The sequence below is a fragment of the Streptomyces sp. NPDC087906 genome, assembly GCF_055584925.1.
The window spans coordinates 181,628-198,434 of record NZ_JBVJLC010000003.1; the positions used below are offsets into that span (position 1 = coordinate 181,628).

10 protein-coding genes are annotated in these 16,807 nt (G+C 73.4%); 2 read left to right on the plus strand and 8 right to left on the minus strand.

Going from position 1 to position 16,807, the window contains the following annotated elements; translation table 11 throughout:
* Positions 1 to 25: 25 nt before the first annotated feature.
* From ACZ63I_RS10365 to ACZ63I_RS10385, 5 genes are all read right to left on the minus strand, one after another.
* Complete coding sequence (locus ACZ63I_RS10365) at positions 26 to 2,635, minus strand: ATP-binding protein (RefSeq protein ID WP_469337309.1); 2,610 nt, start codon at positions 2,633 to 2,635, stop codon at positions 26 to 28.
* 194 nt (positions 2,636 to 2,829) lie between these two features.
* Positions 2,830 to 4,653, minus strand: coding sequence for an HEXXH motif domain-containing protein (locus tag ACZ63I_RS10370; RefSeq protein WP_469337311.1), 1,824 nt, complete (start codon positions 4,651 to 4,653; stop codon positions 2,830 to 2,832).
* 19 nt (positions 4,654 to 4,672) lie between these two features.
* The gene (locus ACZ63I_RS10375) at positions 4,673 to 4,867 is read right to left on the minus strand and encodes a hypothetical protein (RefSeq protein ID WP_469337313.1); all 195 of its coding nucleotides are present in this window, start codon (positions 4,865 to 4,867) and stop codon (positions 4,673 to 4,675) included.
* Positions 4,868 to 4,968: 101 nt separating this feature from the next.
* On the minus strand, positions 4,969 to 6,090 hold the full coding sequence (locus ACZ63I_RS10380) for an effector-associated domain 2-containing protein (protein WP_469337314.1): 1,122 nt from the start codon (positions 6,088 to 6,090) through the stop codon (positions 4,969 to 4,971).
* Positions 6,087 to 7,256 carry a hypothetical protein gene (locus ACZ63I_RS10385; RefSeq protein ID WP_469337316.1) on the minus strand — a complete coding sequence of 390 codons (1,170 nt, stop codon included), beginning with the start codon at positions 7,254 to 7,256 and terminating at the stop codon, positions 6,087 to 6,089. The genes ACZ63I_RS10380 and ACZ63I_RS10385 overlap by 4 nt, the downstream gene beginning before the upstream one ends.
* A gap of 189 nt (positions 7,257 to 7,445) precedes the next feature.
* Here ACZ63I_RS10385 and ACZ63I_RS10390 point away from each other — a divergent pair, with 189 nt between their 5' ends.
* Positions 7,446 to 8,771: a cation:proton antiporter gene (locus ACZ63I_RS10390; RefSeq protein WP_469337318.1), complete on the plus strand. Its 1,326-nt coding sequence runs from the start codon at positions 7,446 to 7,448 to the stop codon at positions 8,769 to 8,771.
* A 124-nt stretch (positions 8,772 to 8,895) separates the two neighbouring features.
* Here ACZ63I_RS10390 and fxsT read toward each other — a convergent pair whose 3' ends face one another.
* The 3 genes from fxsT to ACZ63I_RS10405 are packed head-to-tail and all read right to left on the minus strand — an operon-like array spanning position 8,896 to position 15,811.
* Positions 8,896 to 13,317, minus strand: coding sequence for an FxSxx-COOH system tetratricopeptide repeat protein (gene fxsT / locus ACZ63I_RS10395; protein ID WP_469337319.1), 4,422 nt, complete (start codon positions 13,315 to 13,317; stop codon positions 8,896 to 8,898).
* Entirely contained in the window at positions 13,317 to 14,393 is a 1,077-nt protein-coding gene (locus ACZ63I_RS10400) for an AAA family ATPase (RefSeq protein WP_469337321.1), read from the minus strand. The genes fxsT and ACZ63I_RS10400 overlap by 1 nt, the downstream gene beginning before the upstream one ends.
* Positions 14,390 to 15,811 carry a VMAP-C domain-containing protein gene (locus ACZ63I_RS10405; protein WP_469337322.1) on the minus strand — a complete coding sequence of 474 codons (1,422 nt, stop codon included), beginning with the start codon at positions 15,809 to 15,811 and terminating at the stop codon, positions 14,390 to 14,392. Before ACZ63I_RS10405 ends, ACZ63I_RS10400 begins: the two co-directional genes overlap by 4 nt.
* Before the next feature lie 196 nt (positions 15,812 to 16,007).
* On the opposite strand from ACZ63I_RS10405, the gene ACZ63I_RS10410 reads away from it, so the two are divergent.
* Positions 16,008 to 16,802, plus strand: a complete 795-nt coding sequence (locus tag ACZ63I_RS10410; RefSeq protein WP_469337324.1) for an N-formylglutamate amidohydrolase — start codon at positions 16,008 to 16,010, stop codon at positions 16,800 to 16,802.
* The last annotated feature ends 5 nt before the right edge of the window (positions 16,803 to 16,807 follow it).

The following is a 16,807-nucleotide window of genomic DNA, read 5'->3' on the forward strand; positions in this document are numbered from 1 at the left end:
AGAATACGGGGTCCGCGCGGCCGGCTCAGCGGCGCAGGCTGTCCGACTCCAGCGCCCGGCGGGCACGGGCCGCCACCCCGTCGGCGCCGCAGGCCTCGGCCAGTTCGAGCCCCGCGGAGAGTTCGGCGACGAACCCGGCGGCGATGCCGTACTCGACCCTGGCGTGGGCGAGTTCGTAGGCGCAGGGCGACGCTTCCAGATGGGAGACGGCCTGGGCGAGCAGTGCGACGGCCTCCGGGCCCTCCTTCAGGGAGGCCGAGCAGCACAGCGCGACCCCGATGGCGGTGTGCGTACCGAAGCGCTCCGCCCGGTCCCGCGCGTACGCCGCGAGCTGCGCCGCCCTGGCCGGGTCGTGTTCGGCGAGCGCGGACGCCAGGTCCAGGGCCCACGGCGCCATGATGATGTTGTGCCGTCCCCGGGACGTCAACGCGTCGCCCGCCGCTTCCAGTTCGGCGATCGCCTCGGACGTGCGGCCGAGAGCCAGCAGCAGCCGGCCGCGTACGGACGGTGCGTCAGGAATGACGATGGTGGAGGAGTACGGCGGCGCGAACGCGTACTGTTCGGCGGCTTCCCTGGCCCGGTCGACATGTCCTCTGGCGAGGAGTGTGTCGATGAGCATGCAGGCGGCGTCCCAGTGCATAGGCAGTCCGTCGCCCACCCGGTCGGCGAGCCGCAGGCTCTCGCGCAGATAGTCCTCGGCCTCGGCCAGCCGGCCGCGCCGGCGGTTGAGATACCCGACGAGCGTGTAGGCGAAGGCCAGATGGCCACCGCTCCAGCCGGAGATCTCGAAGGCGCGCAGCCCTTCGGTGAACAGGCTCTCCGCGCGGTCCAGCCGGTCGGCGAAGGCGTACGCGAGCCCCAGCAGCGCCGGGGGTTCGAAGCCCCACGCGGTGTCGGTCCAGCCGGTGCCCGGCGCCAGCATCCCGTCCAGCAGGGCCCGTTCGGCGATCTCGACGATCTCTTCGGCGTTCTCGCCGCGCGCCGTCGCGTCGGAGGCGCGCAGCATCAGCATGACCCGCTCGGTGTTGTCACGCCCGCTGAGTTCGCCGGCCAGCTCGGCGAGCCGGGCCGAGCGGGCATGGCCGTCCTGCTCGACGGCCTGTACGCCCTCCCAGAGGAAGTGCGCGGTCTGCAGCCGCATCCTGGCGGGGCCTTGCGGCAGGCGGGCCGACTCGGTGGCGAGCAGGTGCGAGGCCTCGCCGGTCTGGTTGTTGTGGGTGAGGGCCTGGGCGAGGCGGAACACCACGTCGACCCGCAGGTCCTCGTCCAGATTCCTCGTCTCCAGCGCGGCGCGCAGATGCCCGGCCGTGGTGGCAGGTGAGGTCAGCAGGGTGGCGCAGCCCAGCTCGTACAGCACACGGGCCCGCACCCGGGGCAACGGCGGCTCCGCCAGGGCCCGTTCGAGGCATCTGCGGGCGGCGTCCGGGGCGCCGACGGCAAGGTTCTCGGCGGCGGCGTCGCGCAGTTGCTGGACGAGTTCCGGGTCCTCGTCGGGCTGCACCTGCAACAGGTGCGGCGCCGCTTCGACCACACCGCGGCCGCTGTGCACGATCACCCAGGCGGCGACGCCGTGCATCGCGGTACGGGTCGCCGAGGGGATCGACCGGTAGATGGCGTTCGCGATGAGCGGATGGACGAACTCCAGCGGGTCGGTGCCCACCAGGATCCGGGCCGCGCGCAGCCGTTCGGCGCACTCGTCGGCGAGTTCGCGGTTCATGGCGGCCAGTTGCACCACGAGGTCCATCGAGATGCCGGTGCCGAAGATCGCCGCCGCGCGGGCGAACGTCATGGTCGGGACGCCGAGTTCTTCGAGCCGGGTGATGAGTCCCTCACCGTGCGACCCCGCGCCGAGGGCGCGCAGCAGGCCCGCCGTACTCTCGACCGGTGGCAGGGCGCTCTCCCGTACCCGGGCGAGCAGTTCGACCGTCTCGTACGCGTTGCCCGCTGTGACCGCCCACACTTCGCGGCAGAACGGGTCGTCGGCCGCTTCGCCGAGCGCGGCGCGCACCAGGCCGGCCGTCGCGTCGGGGGTCAGTTCGCGCAGGGTGACCTGCAACTTGGCCGCTGCGCCGAGGATCTGGAGGTATTCCTCCGCGGGTCCGCCGGCCCCTTCGGTGCGGTAGGCGACCACGACGAGGACGGCGCGTCCGGCGGCGGGGCGCCGGGCGTACGAGGTGAGCCAGGCAAGGGTCTCGGGGTCGGCCCACTGCGCGTCGTCGATGACGAGTACGAGCGGTCCGTACTCCTCGGTGAGCCGGTCGACCAGGGCGTCCAGCGCGTCCCTGACGCCTTGCGGGTCGGCGGGCTGTTCACCGGGCGGCGCTATGCCGAGCGCGGGTCCCGCGATCTCGTACCGGTCGCCGAGTAACTCGCGGGCGTCCGGGATCTGATGGCCCGTCAGAGCGGTTTGCAGCAACTGCCGTACGACGTGGAAGGGGACGGAGTTGACGGTCTCGCCGCCCCGCGCCGTCCATACCGTGCAGCGTCCGTCGGCGAGCTTCGCGACTTCGGAGAGCAGGGCCGTCTTGCCGAGTCCCGCCGCTCCCCGGTAGACCAGCAGCGCCGCGGCGGGCACTTCGGCGCAGAGCGCGTCCAGGGCATGGGAGGCTGCGGCGAGTTCGGATTCACGCTCCATCAGCGGAAGGGTGACCGATCGTTCCGGCCGGGGCGCCATCGGCCCCTCCCCTCTCCTCAGTCCGGTGCGCGGTCCTCGGTGCGGTGCGCAGGTCAGATGACGAGGGTAGCCCCAGCCGCCCGGCGTGGCGCTCGATCCGCGCGAATTCGGCCGAACGGCTGCGGAAGTCCCGTCGCGTCAGGGCGGTTTCCGCCTCAGGGCCGGCTCGCACCGCCGCGCGGTACGAGTGCGTCGGCTGTCGCGCGCATGCCGTCGGCGTCCCCCGGGGCGATCCCGGCGGCCGCCAGCGCGGCGGGGAAGCGTTCGGGGCGTGCCAGCAGCGGGCGGCGGTCCGGGCGGCCGGCCGCCCATGCCAGCAGCCAGCCGGCCAGTGCGTGCGGGTCGTCGGGGTGCGCGCGCAGTGCGGCGGCGTAGCGCGGCAGTGCGGCGGCCGGGTCCCCCGAGGTGAGGAGTTCGTCGCCGCTCGCCGCCGGGCCGGGCGCGGCGGGCGGCAGGGCGTAGAGGCGGAGCCGGTCGTCGTACCAGTACGCGTCCGCCGACCCGTCCCGCACGGTGCCGGCCGCCCCGTCGGCGGCGATGTTGCGCAGCCGCCACTCGACCCGGTGGCTGACGGCAGCGGCGCTGGCCCGCGCGACCGCTTCGGGCGCGACGGGCTCCCGCAGCCAGTGGTCGAGGGTCGCGGCGAGCCCGGCGACCAGCCGTCGTCCTTGCGGGGTGAGGACGGCCCGGGTGGCGAGTGTCCGTACGACGAGCCGGGTCTGCAGGCGGCGCAGCGCGAACTGGAAGGGGGCGCGTCCGGTGGGGTCGGCCTCCTTGTCGCCGAGCCGCTCGCGCCAGAATCCGGCGACGCCGGTGAAGGCGTACGCGCCGTGCAGCAGCCCCGGCAGATGTCTCGGGTCGGGGCGCCAGGGGGCGTAGTGGCAGGCGTCGCGGTCGTCGCCGACGAGCGGGAAGAGATGGAGGAGCGCGCCGAGTTTGCTGTGCTGGAACTCGTGGACCAGGGTCTCGGCCAGATCGAGGGCGCCGGGCGGCCGGGCGATCATCATGGAGCCGAACGCGTCGCCGGTGGAGGCGCTGAGCCGGACGCCCGGGGTGGCGCCGTCGCCGGTGGCCCCGTCGCCGGTGGCGCCCGGCCCGGCCGGGTCTGGTGTGCCGTCCGGTGGTGTGTCCAGCAGCCGGGGTGCCGGGCGCCAGGGGACGATCCTGCTGATCTCGGCGGGGCGCAGCCGCCCCGGTTCGGGGCCTGGCGGCTGGAGGATTCCGACCGCTTCGTCCAGCAGCCGCTGCCAGGCCAGCACCTCGGCCGCTTCGAGCGGCGCGGGGCCGACCGGTTCGTCCAGGTCGCGGTACGGGTCGAGGTCGTCGAGGCAGATCGGCGGGCCGCCGGGACCCGCGCGCACGGTCCGCAGCGGGAGCCAGCGCGCGCCGCGCTCGTCGTCCAGCGGCCGGACGGTGACGGTGCGTTCGGCGGATCCGACGGGGCCCACCGTCACCCGCCGGTCCCGGACGAGGGCGCGTACCCACCGCGCTCCTTCGTCGCCCGGTCGAGCGGGCCCCGGCAGCACCAGCAGGCCGAGTGTCGGCAGGTTGACCCGGCCGGCGAGCACGGGCACCCGCAGCTCGGCGTCCGTTCCACCGCGCACACAGGCGGCGACGGCCAGCGCGGCGAGCTGGCCGGCGTCCGCCCACAGCGGCGGACCCGAGGCGGTGCCGTGCAGCCGGCGCAGCATATGGGCCAGCCAGCTCCCGGCCTGCGGGCTGAGCAGCAGCGCCTCGACGGCGTCCGGCGCGCGCAGGGCGGCCTCTTCGACGTACCGCCAGACCGAGGCGGCGGGGGCGCCGAGGAGGTCCGGCCGTTCGTCGAGCCGGGCGAGCAGTTCCCGCACCAGCAGCAGCCTGCGGGTGCGTTCACCGCGCAGCAGGAAGGCGACCGCTTCGGCGGAGCCGCCGCCGGCGGCGAGTTCGTCGAAGAGAGGGCCCGGCATACGGAAGCGTTCGTACCGCTCGTCCGAGGTCATGGACCATCTCCGTCAGCCGTCAAACGGCCCTGCCGGACGGGGGGTTCGAGCCGGCCAGTGCGTTGGCGCGGGGTCGCCCCAGCTCTTCGAGCAACCGCCGGTTCGGCGCTGGGACGGCGAGCCCGCGGAGCGCGGCGATACTCACCGAGGTCAGATCCGCCACATCGGATTCGACATGCTCCGGCGTGATGTCGGCGTGCACCGGCTGGTCCAAGACGTGCTCCCCCTTCGCGCGCGGCGGCACAAGATGCCACCGCCTTCTCCCATCATGACCACAGAGCACCGGTACTGAAACCCTGCTTTTGCGCCGGTCGATCAGCGGGGGCCGCCGGCAGCGCCGTTCAACTCGCTGATCGCCCGCCGCAGTTCGTCGCTCCGGTGCGGGTCGTCGTCGAGCAGCGTGACGGCGTCGAACAACTGCCAGAGGTCGTCGGGACGGCGGCCCAGGGTGCGTACGAGACCGACGAGATCGGTACGCGGCACCGCGTGCCGGGGCAGCCGGGCGACGATGCCCGGGTCCAGGGCGCTGACCAGGGTCTGCCGTTCGTCGCGGTCGCTCATCATCGGGTAGGCGAGCAGCGCCTCGACCAGCCGCAGCATGGGGCTGCCCGCACCGGGGCGGCCCTGCGCGGGCGGCGCGGGCGGCGCGGGCAGGGAGCTGTCGAACCCGGGGCCGCGCAGGAAGACGGCCGGGGTCTGCTCGGTCGCGCCGCCGGCCCGCAGCGCTGCCATCCGGGCGCCGACCCGGGCGAAGAGCGGCTGCGCCTCCGGCACGGCGTCGGGGCCCAGTTCGCCGAGAACAACGTCCGAAAAGAGACCCGTACGTCTGACCGGATCGTTGACCGCGCGCTGGCCCCGGGTGACGGCGAGCAGCAGCGCCTGCTGGTGGGTGTGCACCCGCTCGCCGGCCGGCAGGGTCTCGGCGGGCAGCGAGAGGGGGAAGCCGTGCCGCTCGTCGAAGGTCTGGCAGGCGTCGACGACCCAGGTCTGCCGGGCGAAGCCGGGCAGTGCGTCGCTGGACAGCGCCCGGCGGGCGGACTCCAGGTCGAGGTTGCGCCGGTCGGTCTCGGTCGCGTCGGCGCAGTACAGCCGGATCCGCTCGTCCTGGTCGAGTACGCCGTGGCCGCCCCACCAGATCCACAGCGCGTCCCCGCGCAGCGCGGGCAGTTCGCCGACGAGGGCGTGCCGCAGGGCGGCGTGGTCGGCGGGGCGGTACGCGACGCCCGGGTCGTAGCCGTCGGCCGGGGCGAGGTGCAGCAGGATGTGGTGTTCCGGCACACCCGCCGCGCGCAGCCAGGCGCTGAAGCGCACCGCGTCCCTGGCGGGTCCCGGCAGGGTCCAGGTGTCGCCTGCCGCGTACCGCTCGATCCCGACGACCAGGGCGAAGACCCGCCCGGGGGCGACGGCCGGTTCGGGGCCGACGGCCTTGTCCGTCACGGCAGTTGCTCCGCGATGGTGCGGTAGACGGCCGGGTCGGACCAGTAGGCGCTGTGTGCGGCGGGGAAGGGCTGGCGGTTGTCGGTCTCGACGTCGGTGACCCGGCCGGGGAAGACGGGCGCGCCGATGTAGCCGAGCAGGTCCCTGCGGTCGTGGAGGTTGAGCCAGTCGGGCACGTGTGCGGGGAGCGGGTCGGGGTGTTCGAGTCCTGGCAGGGCGCCGGTCTCGTACAGGAACGGCGCCTGCGAGCCGACGGTGACCAGCAGTTCGACGCCCGGAAGCGGTCCGGCCAGCAGGGTGTCGAGGGCGATGATCCCGCCGAGGCTGTGCCCGAGCAGCACGACGGGCGGCTCCAGGGTGGCCACGAGCAGCCGCAGCCCGTGCCGCACCGGCTCGCCGCGGGCGAGATAGCGCAGGATGTCACCGGCCGCCGGATGCGCGGCTTCGGTGAGGGCTCGTCTGCGGCGTACGACGTAGTGTGATCCGGCGCGTACCACGGGACGCCCGAGCAGCTTCAGCACGGGACCGCGCTCGGTGCCGTGCGGGGGCGCACCGAGCGCGCGGGCGAGTCGGCCGACCGCCGTGTCACGGGTGTCGCCGTCGCAGACGACCGGCAGATCGGCTTCGAGTGCCTCGCCGATGACGGTGGCGGCCAGCGCTCTGGCGAGGGTCGCCGCCAGGGTGCCGGTGTCGAGTGCGCGGGCGGCGGCGGGCAGCAGCGGATCGCGGGCGAGGGCGCGTGCGGCCTCGTCGAGCCCCGGCCCGATCTCCGCGAACTCCCCTGCGCGGGAGGCGAGTTGACCGAGCAGCGCGCGGGGCCGCTCGTCCGGGAACGCGGCTCCTGGCGGGGTCACCGCACTGCCGGACCGGGCTGCGGCGAGGGCCAGTTCCGACGTCGGCTCGCGGTACAGCCGCGCCCACGCCTCGGCCTCCTCGTCGGCCTGGTCGGCGGGGGCGCGCGGATCGCGGCTGTCAGCGCCCCTGCCCCGGCCGGGGATGCTCGCACCGCCGGAACCGAGCCGCGCACCGTGCGGTGTGCCCCAGTCGTACGGCACGACACGCGCGGCAGGCGCCAACGGGCCGAGCCCCTGGGCGATTCTGGTACAGAGATCCGTGAAGTACGGTTCCCTTACGCCGGTACCGTGAACGAAGACCACAGATGTCATGAACCGCCCCGCCGTCAGCGGTCGCCAGCGCGCCGCCCGAACCACTGTTCACCTGCATGAATTACCGTCAAATTATCAGTACTCTCGCGGAGATGCCGCTGCTTCCCGTATCTGCGCGAACACGCGGGGCTTTCGTACGGCTGGGGGCGGGGCACGCTTCCGGCAAGGGATCGAACCAGGGGGTACCCCATGAACCCGGATGCGATGATCACTCATCTCATCGGTGCGTCGGCGCTGATCGTGCTGGTGGCCCATCTGGCGGGCTGGGCGGCGCGGCGCGTCGGACAGCCCTACATCGTCGGCCAGTTGGTCGCGGGCATCGCGCTCGGCCCCTCCCTGCTCGGTGAGATCTCCCCTTCGGTGCGCGCCGCGGTGTTTCCCCCCGCCATCGCCCCGGTGCTCAGCGGGCTTTCGCAGATCTCGCTGGTGCTCTTCCTGTTCGCCGTCGGGTACGAACTCGATCTGCGCGTCCTGCGCGGGCGCACCCGGGCTGCCTTCAGTGTCTCGATCGCCTCGTTCGTCGTCCCGATGGCGGCCGGCTGCGGCGGGGCGCTGATCTTCCAGAAGCAGCTCCACGCGCTCGGCATGCCCAGGCATCTCCCGGTGACGTCCGTGCTGTTCCTCGGTGTCGCCCTGTCGGTCACGGCGGTTCCCGTACTGACGGCGATCGTGCGGGAGAACGGTCTGTCGCGGACGGTGCCCGGGGTGATCGCCGTGTCGGCCGCGGGGATGCTGGATGTGCTGGGCTGGACGGTCCTGGCGGGCACGATGCTGCCGACGGCCCCGGACGGCGCGCTGTCCTGGCAGGTCAGGCTGGTCCTCGCGGTCGCTTTCGGCACGGCCATGCTGCTGGGGGGCCGGCGGCTGCTGCTGGCGACCCTCTGGCGGATCCAGCTCGATCCGTCGCTGCGGCTCGCCCTGCTGGTGGGTTTCGCCCTCGCCTCCGCCTGGGTGACCAACGCGCTGGGGCTGCATGTCATCTTCGGGGCGCTGCTCGCCGGGGTGGTGGTGCCGCGTGAGCGGGGCGGCACACTCGACGCGGATCTGGTGCGCCCGCTGAACGAGATCAGCTCGCTGCTGCTGCCGTTCTTCTTCGTGGTGTCGGGCCAGGCGGTGGCCGTGGGCGGCCTCGACGGCGCGGGACTCGTGGTGCTGGTCGCCGTGACCGCCCTGGGCATGGCGGTGAAGATCGGCAGCGGCACGGCCGCCGCACGGCTCAGCGGCCTCGGCAAGCACGACGCGCGGACCGTCGGGGTGCTGCTGAGCACCCGGGGGCTCACCGAGCTGATCGCGCTCAGCGCCGGACTCCAGGCCGGCCTGCTGAGCCGGCGGCTCTACACGATCCTGGTGTTCATGGCGCTCGCCACGACGCTGCTGACCCAGCCGCTGCTGAAGCTGGTACGGCGGCTGCGGCTGCGTGAGCGGGGCGGCGAGGTGGACGGTTCCGAGGAGCCGCTGCCGGTTCCTGAGGCGCCCGCCGCCGGCTCGGGCGAGCCGGCGGCGGGATCGGCCTGATCGGGCGCCCGCCGCCGTCAACGAACCTTCACAAGCCCGGACTTCGGAAGCCGGGACTTCTGCGGGTTGGACTTCGGCGGGCGGGACGTCGGCAGCGGAGAGCTGGCTGACCTGAGCTTCGGTGTCACATCGGCATCGGCGCGATGTCGCACTCGATCCGCTGGTACAGCCGGGCCGCCGTCGTGGTGGGGTGGTCGTCGCCGAGGAGTCGGGTGAGCCCCTCGACGGCCTTGGCGTTCAGCTCGTCCGCCTCCGCCACCCGGCCGAGTCCGCGCAGATCCAGCGCGAGGTTGGCCGTGCAGGACAGGGTCAGCGGGTGGTCGGGTCCCGCGCTGCGCGTCAGCGGCCCCAGCGTCGCCTCGTCGGCCTCCAGCGCGCGGGCGAAGTCCAGCCGGGCGTAGTGGTCGTTGGCGAGCCCCATGGCAGCGGTGAGCGTCGACACATGCTTGTCGCCGAGAGTGGCCCGGAACTTCTCGGCCGCTTCCCTGTCCAGCGCCTCGGCGTCGTCGGTCTCGCCCAGGGCGCGCAGGGTGGCGGCGAGGTTCACCATCGCGCTGAGTGTGTACGCGTGGGTGTCGCCGAGCGTCGACCGGTAGCGCGCCAGGGTCTTGTCGCCGATCTCACGCGACCTGTCCAGCTCACCGCCGAGCCTGCGGTCGACGATGGCGTTCATGGCGGTGGCGAGGGTGTCGGGGTAGTCGGTGCCGTAGCGGGTGGTGAACCGCAGCAGCGTCTCCTCGGTCAGCTCCCCGGCCTGGCTGACCACTCCGGCCCTGCGCCGGCACACGGCCAGGTTCCGCGCGGCGCGGATGGTGGCCGCGTTGTCCTCGCCGAAGTGGGTCACATACGTCCGGTAGGTGGACTCCTGAAGGAGGTGCGCCGCCCGGTAGTCGCCCGTCTCCCGCACATCGATGGCGAGCGCGTTCAGGGTGTTGAGGGTGAGGCCGTTGGTGGGACCCAGCAGCAGCTCCCACTGGTGCGCCGTCTCCTCGTCCAGGTGCCTGGCCTCCCTGAACTCACCGCACATCCGCATCGAGATGCCGTAGTCGTGGGCGGCCCGCAGGGTCTCCGGGTCCTCGGGGCCGAACAGGTCGCGCGCCCGCTCGTCCGCTTCCTCGTCCAGGGCGCGCGCCTCGTAGAACTTGCCCTCGTACCGCAGCGCGCTCGCCATCTGGCACATGGAGTCGACGAGTTCCTCGTCGGGAACCTGCGCGGTACGGGAGATGGCCAGCGCCGACTCGCTGAGCGCGAGGGACTCGGAACCCCGGCCGAGCACCCGCAGGAAGAAGCCGAGGAGCTTGGTGATCCGCACGACCTGGAGCTCCTCGGCACCCGACTGGGCGCTCCAGGCCAGCCATGCCTGCCTCGCCAGACTCTCGCCCGCGTCGTGCGCCCCCCAGTAGTAGAGGAAGAGCACGACGTCGAAGACCAGGCCGCGGACCCAGGGGTCGGAGCTCTCCACCGCTTCGGAGGCGATCACATGGGGCAGCAACGCCTGGTAGGCGGGCCAGTGCTCGGGGGACTCGGGCGCTCCGGGCTTGGCTGTGGACAGCAGCAGGTGCGCGGCGCGGCGCATCCGTTCCTGTTCCTCGGACGCGAGGCCCGAGGCGAGCACGTTCTGCATCAGTCGGTGCATCTGGAGCGTGCCCGACTTGTGGTCGAGTTTGATGAGCGACAGTTTGCTGAGGTCGCGGGTGGCCCGCGCGAGGAGCAGCGGGTCGCGCAGCACCGGGTCGAGTTCCGGGGTGATCTCGACCTTGTGGCCGCCCCTGAGCATGCTCAGCGGGATGGGCTCCGGCGCCATGCCCGCGCAGATCTCCAGCAGTTGCCGGGCGGCCGGGTTGTTCTGCGCCAGCCGCTCCAGCGAGATGTTCCAGGCCGCTGCGACCGTCACGGGGTAGTCGGGTGACGGGTCGAGTTCCAGGATCTCCGGGCGGCGCGCCGCGAGCAGTTCGAGGTATTCGGCCACCGGCATGCCGGTGGCGGCGTGCCAGGCGCCCGCCTGCTCGATCGCGAGCGGGAGGTCGCCGAGGGCCTCGGCCAGCCGGTCGGCGTCCTCGGCGCCCAGCCCGCGGGCGCGGCGCTGGAGCAGTGCGACGCTCTCGTCCCGTTCGAACACATTGACGCTGAGCGGGGTCGCGACCCGCTCCCATTCGCGGTTGCGCGAGGTCACGATGATCTTTCCCGAGCCGCCGCTGGGGAAGTAGGCCCGTACGGCGTCGATGTTCTCCGCGTTGTCGAAGACGAGCAGCCAGTTCTCGTACGGCTTGCCGGTGCGCAGCGCCTCCCGTACGGCGGGGACCGCCGTGTTGGCCTGCGGGCCCACGTCGAGCCCGAGGCTGCGGGCCAGTTCGGCGAGCGCGGCGAGGATCAGGCTGTCGTGCTCGGCCGGGATCCACCAGATGACGCTGTACTCGTGGCTGTGCCGGTAGATGTACTCGATGGCGATCTGCGACTTGCCGACGCCGCCCATCCCGTGCAGGGCGTGCGGCAGGACCGCGGCCGTCTTGTCCTCGCGCAACTGCTGCTCCACCGCCGCCAGCAGACTCTCCCGCCCGGTGAAGTTGGGGTTCTTGGGAGGGACGTTGCCCATGACCTTCGGCTGGCCCGTACGGACGAAGCTGTGTTCTTGCGCTCTGAGGTCCATCGTGTGGTCAGCCTTCCCGGCATTCTCGTCAACAACTGTCTCGGGCGGTGTGGGCGGCACTGTGCCTCCTGGCGGGTCGGTGGTCTGTTCCGCCCCCAGCCCTTCCCGCAAAGATCCACTTTTATCGGGGGATGCGCCCGCACCACCCCTGATCACGCCGGATGCGCCCTGCGCGCCCGCCATCCCCGCCGCCACCCGCGACGCCCGGCGCGCGTAGGGGCCCGAGAGCGCCTTGAGCACGGCGAGTTCGATCCGCAGCCAGGGCCGGTTGGCCGGCGCCGGGTCGGGCAGCGGGGCGTGCTCGGGGTCGCGCAGCACGGCACGCAGCAGCGCGCCGGCGCGCCGGCCCGACCTCAGCTCGGAGAGCAGGGTGACCAACTGGGCGAGCTGGGAACGGGTTCCGGTGGCGAGCAGCGCCTCCCGCACCCCGTCGGCGAAGTCGATGCCGCGCTCGCCGTCACCGTCCCCGGCGTTCCAGTTGATGAGGCCGCCCATCAGCACCTCGGCGAGATGGTCGGGGCCCGCCTCGGGCACGGCCCGGTCGCGCAGTTCCTCTATCAGGTCGAAGTCCAGCGGGACGACGGCCAGCAGCAGCGCCAGTTGCCGGGCGAGCGGGCTCGCGAGGCCCAGGAAGCGGCGTACGGCGGCCGAGGCGGCGCGCGGCCCGTCGATGCGCGGGGCGCGCAGTCCGGGGGCGGAGGCGCCCTTCGCCAGTGCGCCGGCCAGGACCACGGGCAGGGTGGCGGAGACCCCGCGCTCGCCGGTGACGAGGTCGGCCCAGGCCCGGAAGGACTCGGGGCGCAGGCTCAGCACGGGCACCGGGACCGTGCCGTCGTCGGGCTCGGGCAGCGGCCGCACCGGGTCGGGCAGGCTGTGCGGCGGCCGGCAGCCCAGATACCGGTTGAGCGCGCCGAATCCGGCGGCTTCGAGACTGGCGCGGAAGGGGTAGAGCGACGAGCGGTGCCGGAGGTACGGCGGCAGGAGGTGCACCAGCGCGGTCGGCCCGCCGGCGGCGAGCCGTGCGAGTAACGCGTCGGCCGCTGCGCCGGCCCAGCCCGCCCCGAGTCCGTCGGTCACCACGAGGAAGAGCCGGGAGCCGCGGCCGTCGAGCAGTTCTGCCGGGTCGGCCTGCCGGCCGCCCGCCCTGCGCAGGACCGGCGGTCCCTCGGTCGTGACGGACACGGAGACGGACCGTACGTCGCGGAAGGCGCCGCTGCGGGCGGCCTCCACGGCGAGCTGCCGCGCCGTGCGCTCCCAGCCGCGCATGGTGGGCGAGTCGTCGACGAGCAGGACGAGGTCGAAGGCGTTCTCCCTGGCGGGGAGCAGATACGGGACCCATAACCCGTCGTTGATGCCGTGCTCGGCGGTGCGCGTCTCGTCCAGCTCCGTCAGGGTGCGCGAGGCCACCCGGCGGCCGAGTCCGCGCATGGCCTTGGCCAGCGGCAGCGGTCGCTGCGGGCGCGGCGTCCTGCCGCCGGGTGCGGCGGTGTACGGGTCGGGCGCCTCGCCGCTCGACTCGACCGTCGTGACGAGGCGGGTTCGGATGCCGGCCGCCGCGCCGTCGGACTCCGGTGCGGAGCCGGGGCCGGGGCCGCTGCCTCCGGAGCGGAGGTCCGTGGCGCCGGGGCGCGCGGAGGGCGGCGGGTCCGTGTCCGCTCCGTCCGGCGGCAGCGGCCCGGGGCCGGGGGCCGCCGCCGGTGCGGACGGCGGGGCGGGCTGAGCCGACGGCTTGCCTGGGAGGGCGGGTGCGGTGGTCCGGCCGGCGGCCAGCCAGCGGGACGCCAGCCAGGCGGAGTCGGCGATGTCCTGCCAGCTCGGCCCGTCGTCTGCGGCACCGGGGGCCGCGGCACTCCCGGTGTCGTCGGGGCCCGGTGCGCGCTCCCTGGGCAAGCCGTTCATCAGCGGCCTTTCGAGAGGTCGCGGAGGAGCATCTCGATAAGCTTACGCCCGTCGCTGTCGCTCTGGAAACCGTATGTGGCCGTCAACTGGACGGCGTTGAGGAGCTGGTCGACGGATTGCGTACCGCCGTCCTGCAGCCGCCTTTCGAAGTCGTCGACCAGGGCCGACACGCCCTCCGGCTGGCGCCGCAGATGGCCTGCCACGATGGAGAGCAGTTGCTCGCGGCTGGGCGGGCGCATTTCGAGCGGCAGGCAGCGCCGCCGGAACGCGGCCGGGAACTCCCGCTCGCCGTTGCTGGTGATCACCACGATCGGGAACTCGGCGCACTCCACCCGGCCGCCCTCGACCGTGGCGCGGCTGTGCGGGTCGTCCGAGAAGACCTTGACGGAGTCCAGGTCGCTGCGGACCAGCTCCGGGATCTCGAAGCTGCCGTTCTCCAGGACGTGCAGCAGGTCGTTGGGCAGGTCGATGTCGCTCTTGTCCAGCTCGTCCACGAGCAGCACGCGCGGTCGGCGGTACGGCAGCAGCGCGGTGCCGAGCGGACCGAGCGTCATGAAGTCGCCGAGGTACGGCGGTTCGGCGGCGACGGCGGCCTGCTCCGGCTCTCCGTCGCGCGCGAGGCCCGGCTCGCCGCCGGCCCGCCAGGCCGCGATGGCCTGGGCGCGGCCGATCGAGTCGTACTCGTACAGTCCGCCGCGCAGGGTGGTGCGGCTGACGATGCTCCACTGGAGCACCCGGCCGAGGCCCAGTTCGCGTGCGACCAGATAGGCCAGCGTCGACTTGCCGACCCCGGGCGGGCCCGTCACGAGGACGGGACGGCGCAGCAGCACCGCCGCGTTGACGGTGTCGATCTCCTCGTCGCGCAACTGGGGCTCGGCCCGGGTCACGCCGAGTCTGCGCAGCGCCGCCCGGTCGTCGTCGGGCGGATCGTCCTGCAACGGGCTGCCGTTGAACTCACGCCAGGGCGGGGCGGCGGGCAGCTCGGGCGGCGCGGACTGCGGGCTCTGTCCGGTCGCGTGGAACACCCGCCAGGAGGGCGGGACGGCGGTCTCCGCCGCAGAACTCTGCTCCGTCACGCAGACAACTCCTCACAGTCGACCAGCCGGTTCGGATCATCCCAGAAGAACGCGATATGTCTGCCCATCATCCGGGGTCCCTCATCCTCCGCCTCCGCATCCAGACGGAGCTGGCTCACCTTCGCCGGGATTTGCCCGGGTGAGTGGCCGAAAAGCACCCGGATCAGCTCGCGCGACTGCGGCGAGTCCTCGTCCCTGCGGTCCCAGCCGGCCACGCCGATGCCCTCACTGATGGCGGCTGCCAGCGGCTCAAGGCCGCGCCCCGGTACGGCGGGGCCGTGCAGGATGACCGCTGTCACAGCGCGCTCCCGGGTGAGGCCGGCCCGCCAGAGCTTGAGGTCGGTGCCGCCCCAGCGGGGCGTCTGCGCTGCCGCCGCCGTCCGGAACACCCCCCAGCGGTCCCGCCATCTGCGCAACTGCCCCGGGTCGCCCGCGCGCATCCGGTCGAGGCTGCGCAGATGGACGAGGTAGCGCTGGCTGAGCGGCACCTCACCGATGACGCGGTCCCCCAGCGGCAGCCGGGCGACGTCGTGGTTGAGCATCGCGTACGGCAGGACGAACTCGACATGGACCGGGTCGTCGCCGCGCCCGTCGGCTTCGGCGGTGTGTTCGCCCCAGTACCGCTCGGCGCGGGCCACCGCGCGCTCGACCGCGCTGCCGAGGGAGTCGAGCGTGGTCCGCTCCGTCTCGCCCGCCAGGGGTTCCCAGTGTCCCGCTGCGACGTTCACCCAGTGGCGTACGTACAGGTCGGGCGAGCCGTCGTCGGCGGGGGCGACCATCACGACGAGGCAGCGGGGCACATCGGGGTCGGGCGGCGGTTCCTCGGCGATCCGGCGGCGGCGCTCGTCGAGCGCGCCGGCGGCGCCCCGCGCCGACCGCGCGGCCCAGCGGGCGGACCAGCCGCGCAGCGCCTCGGCGTGCGCGGGCGACTGCGCCGCCGCCACCTCCATCAGCACGACGGCGGGCGGCAGTCCGTCCGACGCCTGGGCGTTGGCGTCCAGCAGCCGTTCGAAGAGCTGGGCGCGGGTGAGCCCGGCCGGCAGGTCGATCTGCAGTTCGTGGGCGAGCGCGGCGTGCAGCCGCCTGGGGTCGGTGTCCTGGTCGAGTACGAGCAGGTCGTGGCCCTTGCGTATCTCGTCCTCGGTGAACACCGGCAGCAGCGCGGGCGCGGGATGGCGCCGCACCCGCTCCTCGACGGACTTGGCCGGCTGCGGTCCCGCCAGCATCTCGATCGCGTAGACGAGGGCGTCCCGTCCGTCGGGCAGCCCCAGCACCTTGCCGACGAGGGCGGCCATGTCGAGGCGGGGGGTCTGGCCGGGTACGTTGATCTCGACGTTCAGGTATTCGGCGACGAGATGCACGAACAGCGGGCGCTGCGAGGCGTCGGTCACGCACTCCAGCACGCTCAGCTCATGCACCCACGCCATCTTCAGACGTCGGTAGGCGGCGTCTGGCGCCCCTAACGCGTCCGGTGCGTCGCTCTCCACCGACCATCCCCCGCTGAGCCGGTCACCCGCAGAATCGTGGGTGAAACTATCACGCCGCCCTGGCCGCAACCAGGACTTGTCCGATCTTCCTGGCACCGGCCGGGGCCACTGTCTCCTACGGAGGACGATGAACGACGACGTGCGGTTCTGCCGGCTCATTCCCGGCGCCGCCGACTCTCCCGTCCTGCTGCACGTCCCGCACTCCGCGCGCACCGTGCCCGGTGCGGTGCGGGCGGGCATCGTGCTCGGTGACGCGGCGCTGGAGCGTGAACTCGACCATCTCACCGACGCGCACACCGCCCGCATCGCCGAGCTGGCCGCCGCGGCGGCGCCCGTGCGGCCGTGGCGGTTCGTCAACGGGCTGTCCCGGCTGGTCGTGGACCCCGAGCGGTTTCCCGACGAGCGGGAGGAGATGCGGACGGTCGGCATGGGCGCCGTCTATACGCACACCGCGCACGGCGAGCGGCTGCGCGGGCCCGAGGTGGCGCACGAGCCGCTGATCGAGCGCTACTTCCGGCCGTACGCCGCCGCGATGGAGGCGGCCGTGGCCGGGCGGCTGGCGGCCACCGGGCGGGCCGTCGTCATCGACGTCCACTCGTACCCGACCCTGCGGCTCCCCTACGAGCTGCACGGCGAGGGACCGCGACCGCCGGTCTGTCTGGGAACTGACGGCTTCCACACTCCGGCCGCCTTGCTGCGCCACGCCGAGCGGGTGTTCGCGCGGTTCGGCGGGACAGGGATCGACAGCCCGTTCGCCGGCGCCTATGTGCCGCTGGCGTTCTACGGCGCGGACGCACGGGTGAGCGCGCTGATGATCGAGATCCGGCGGGATCTGTACATGACCGAGCCGGGCGGCCCGGCCGGGCCAGGACTCGACGCGCTCGCCGAGGCGCTGGCCGAACTCGTCGCGGCTGTCGGGTGATTCGC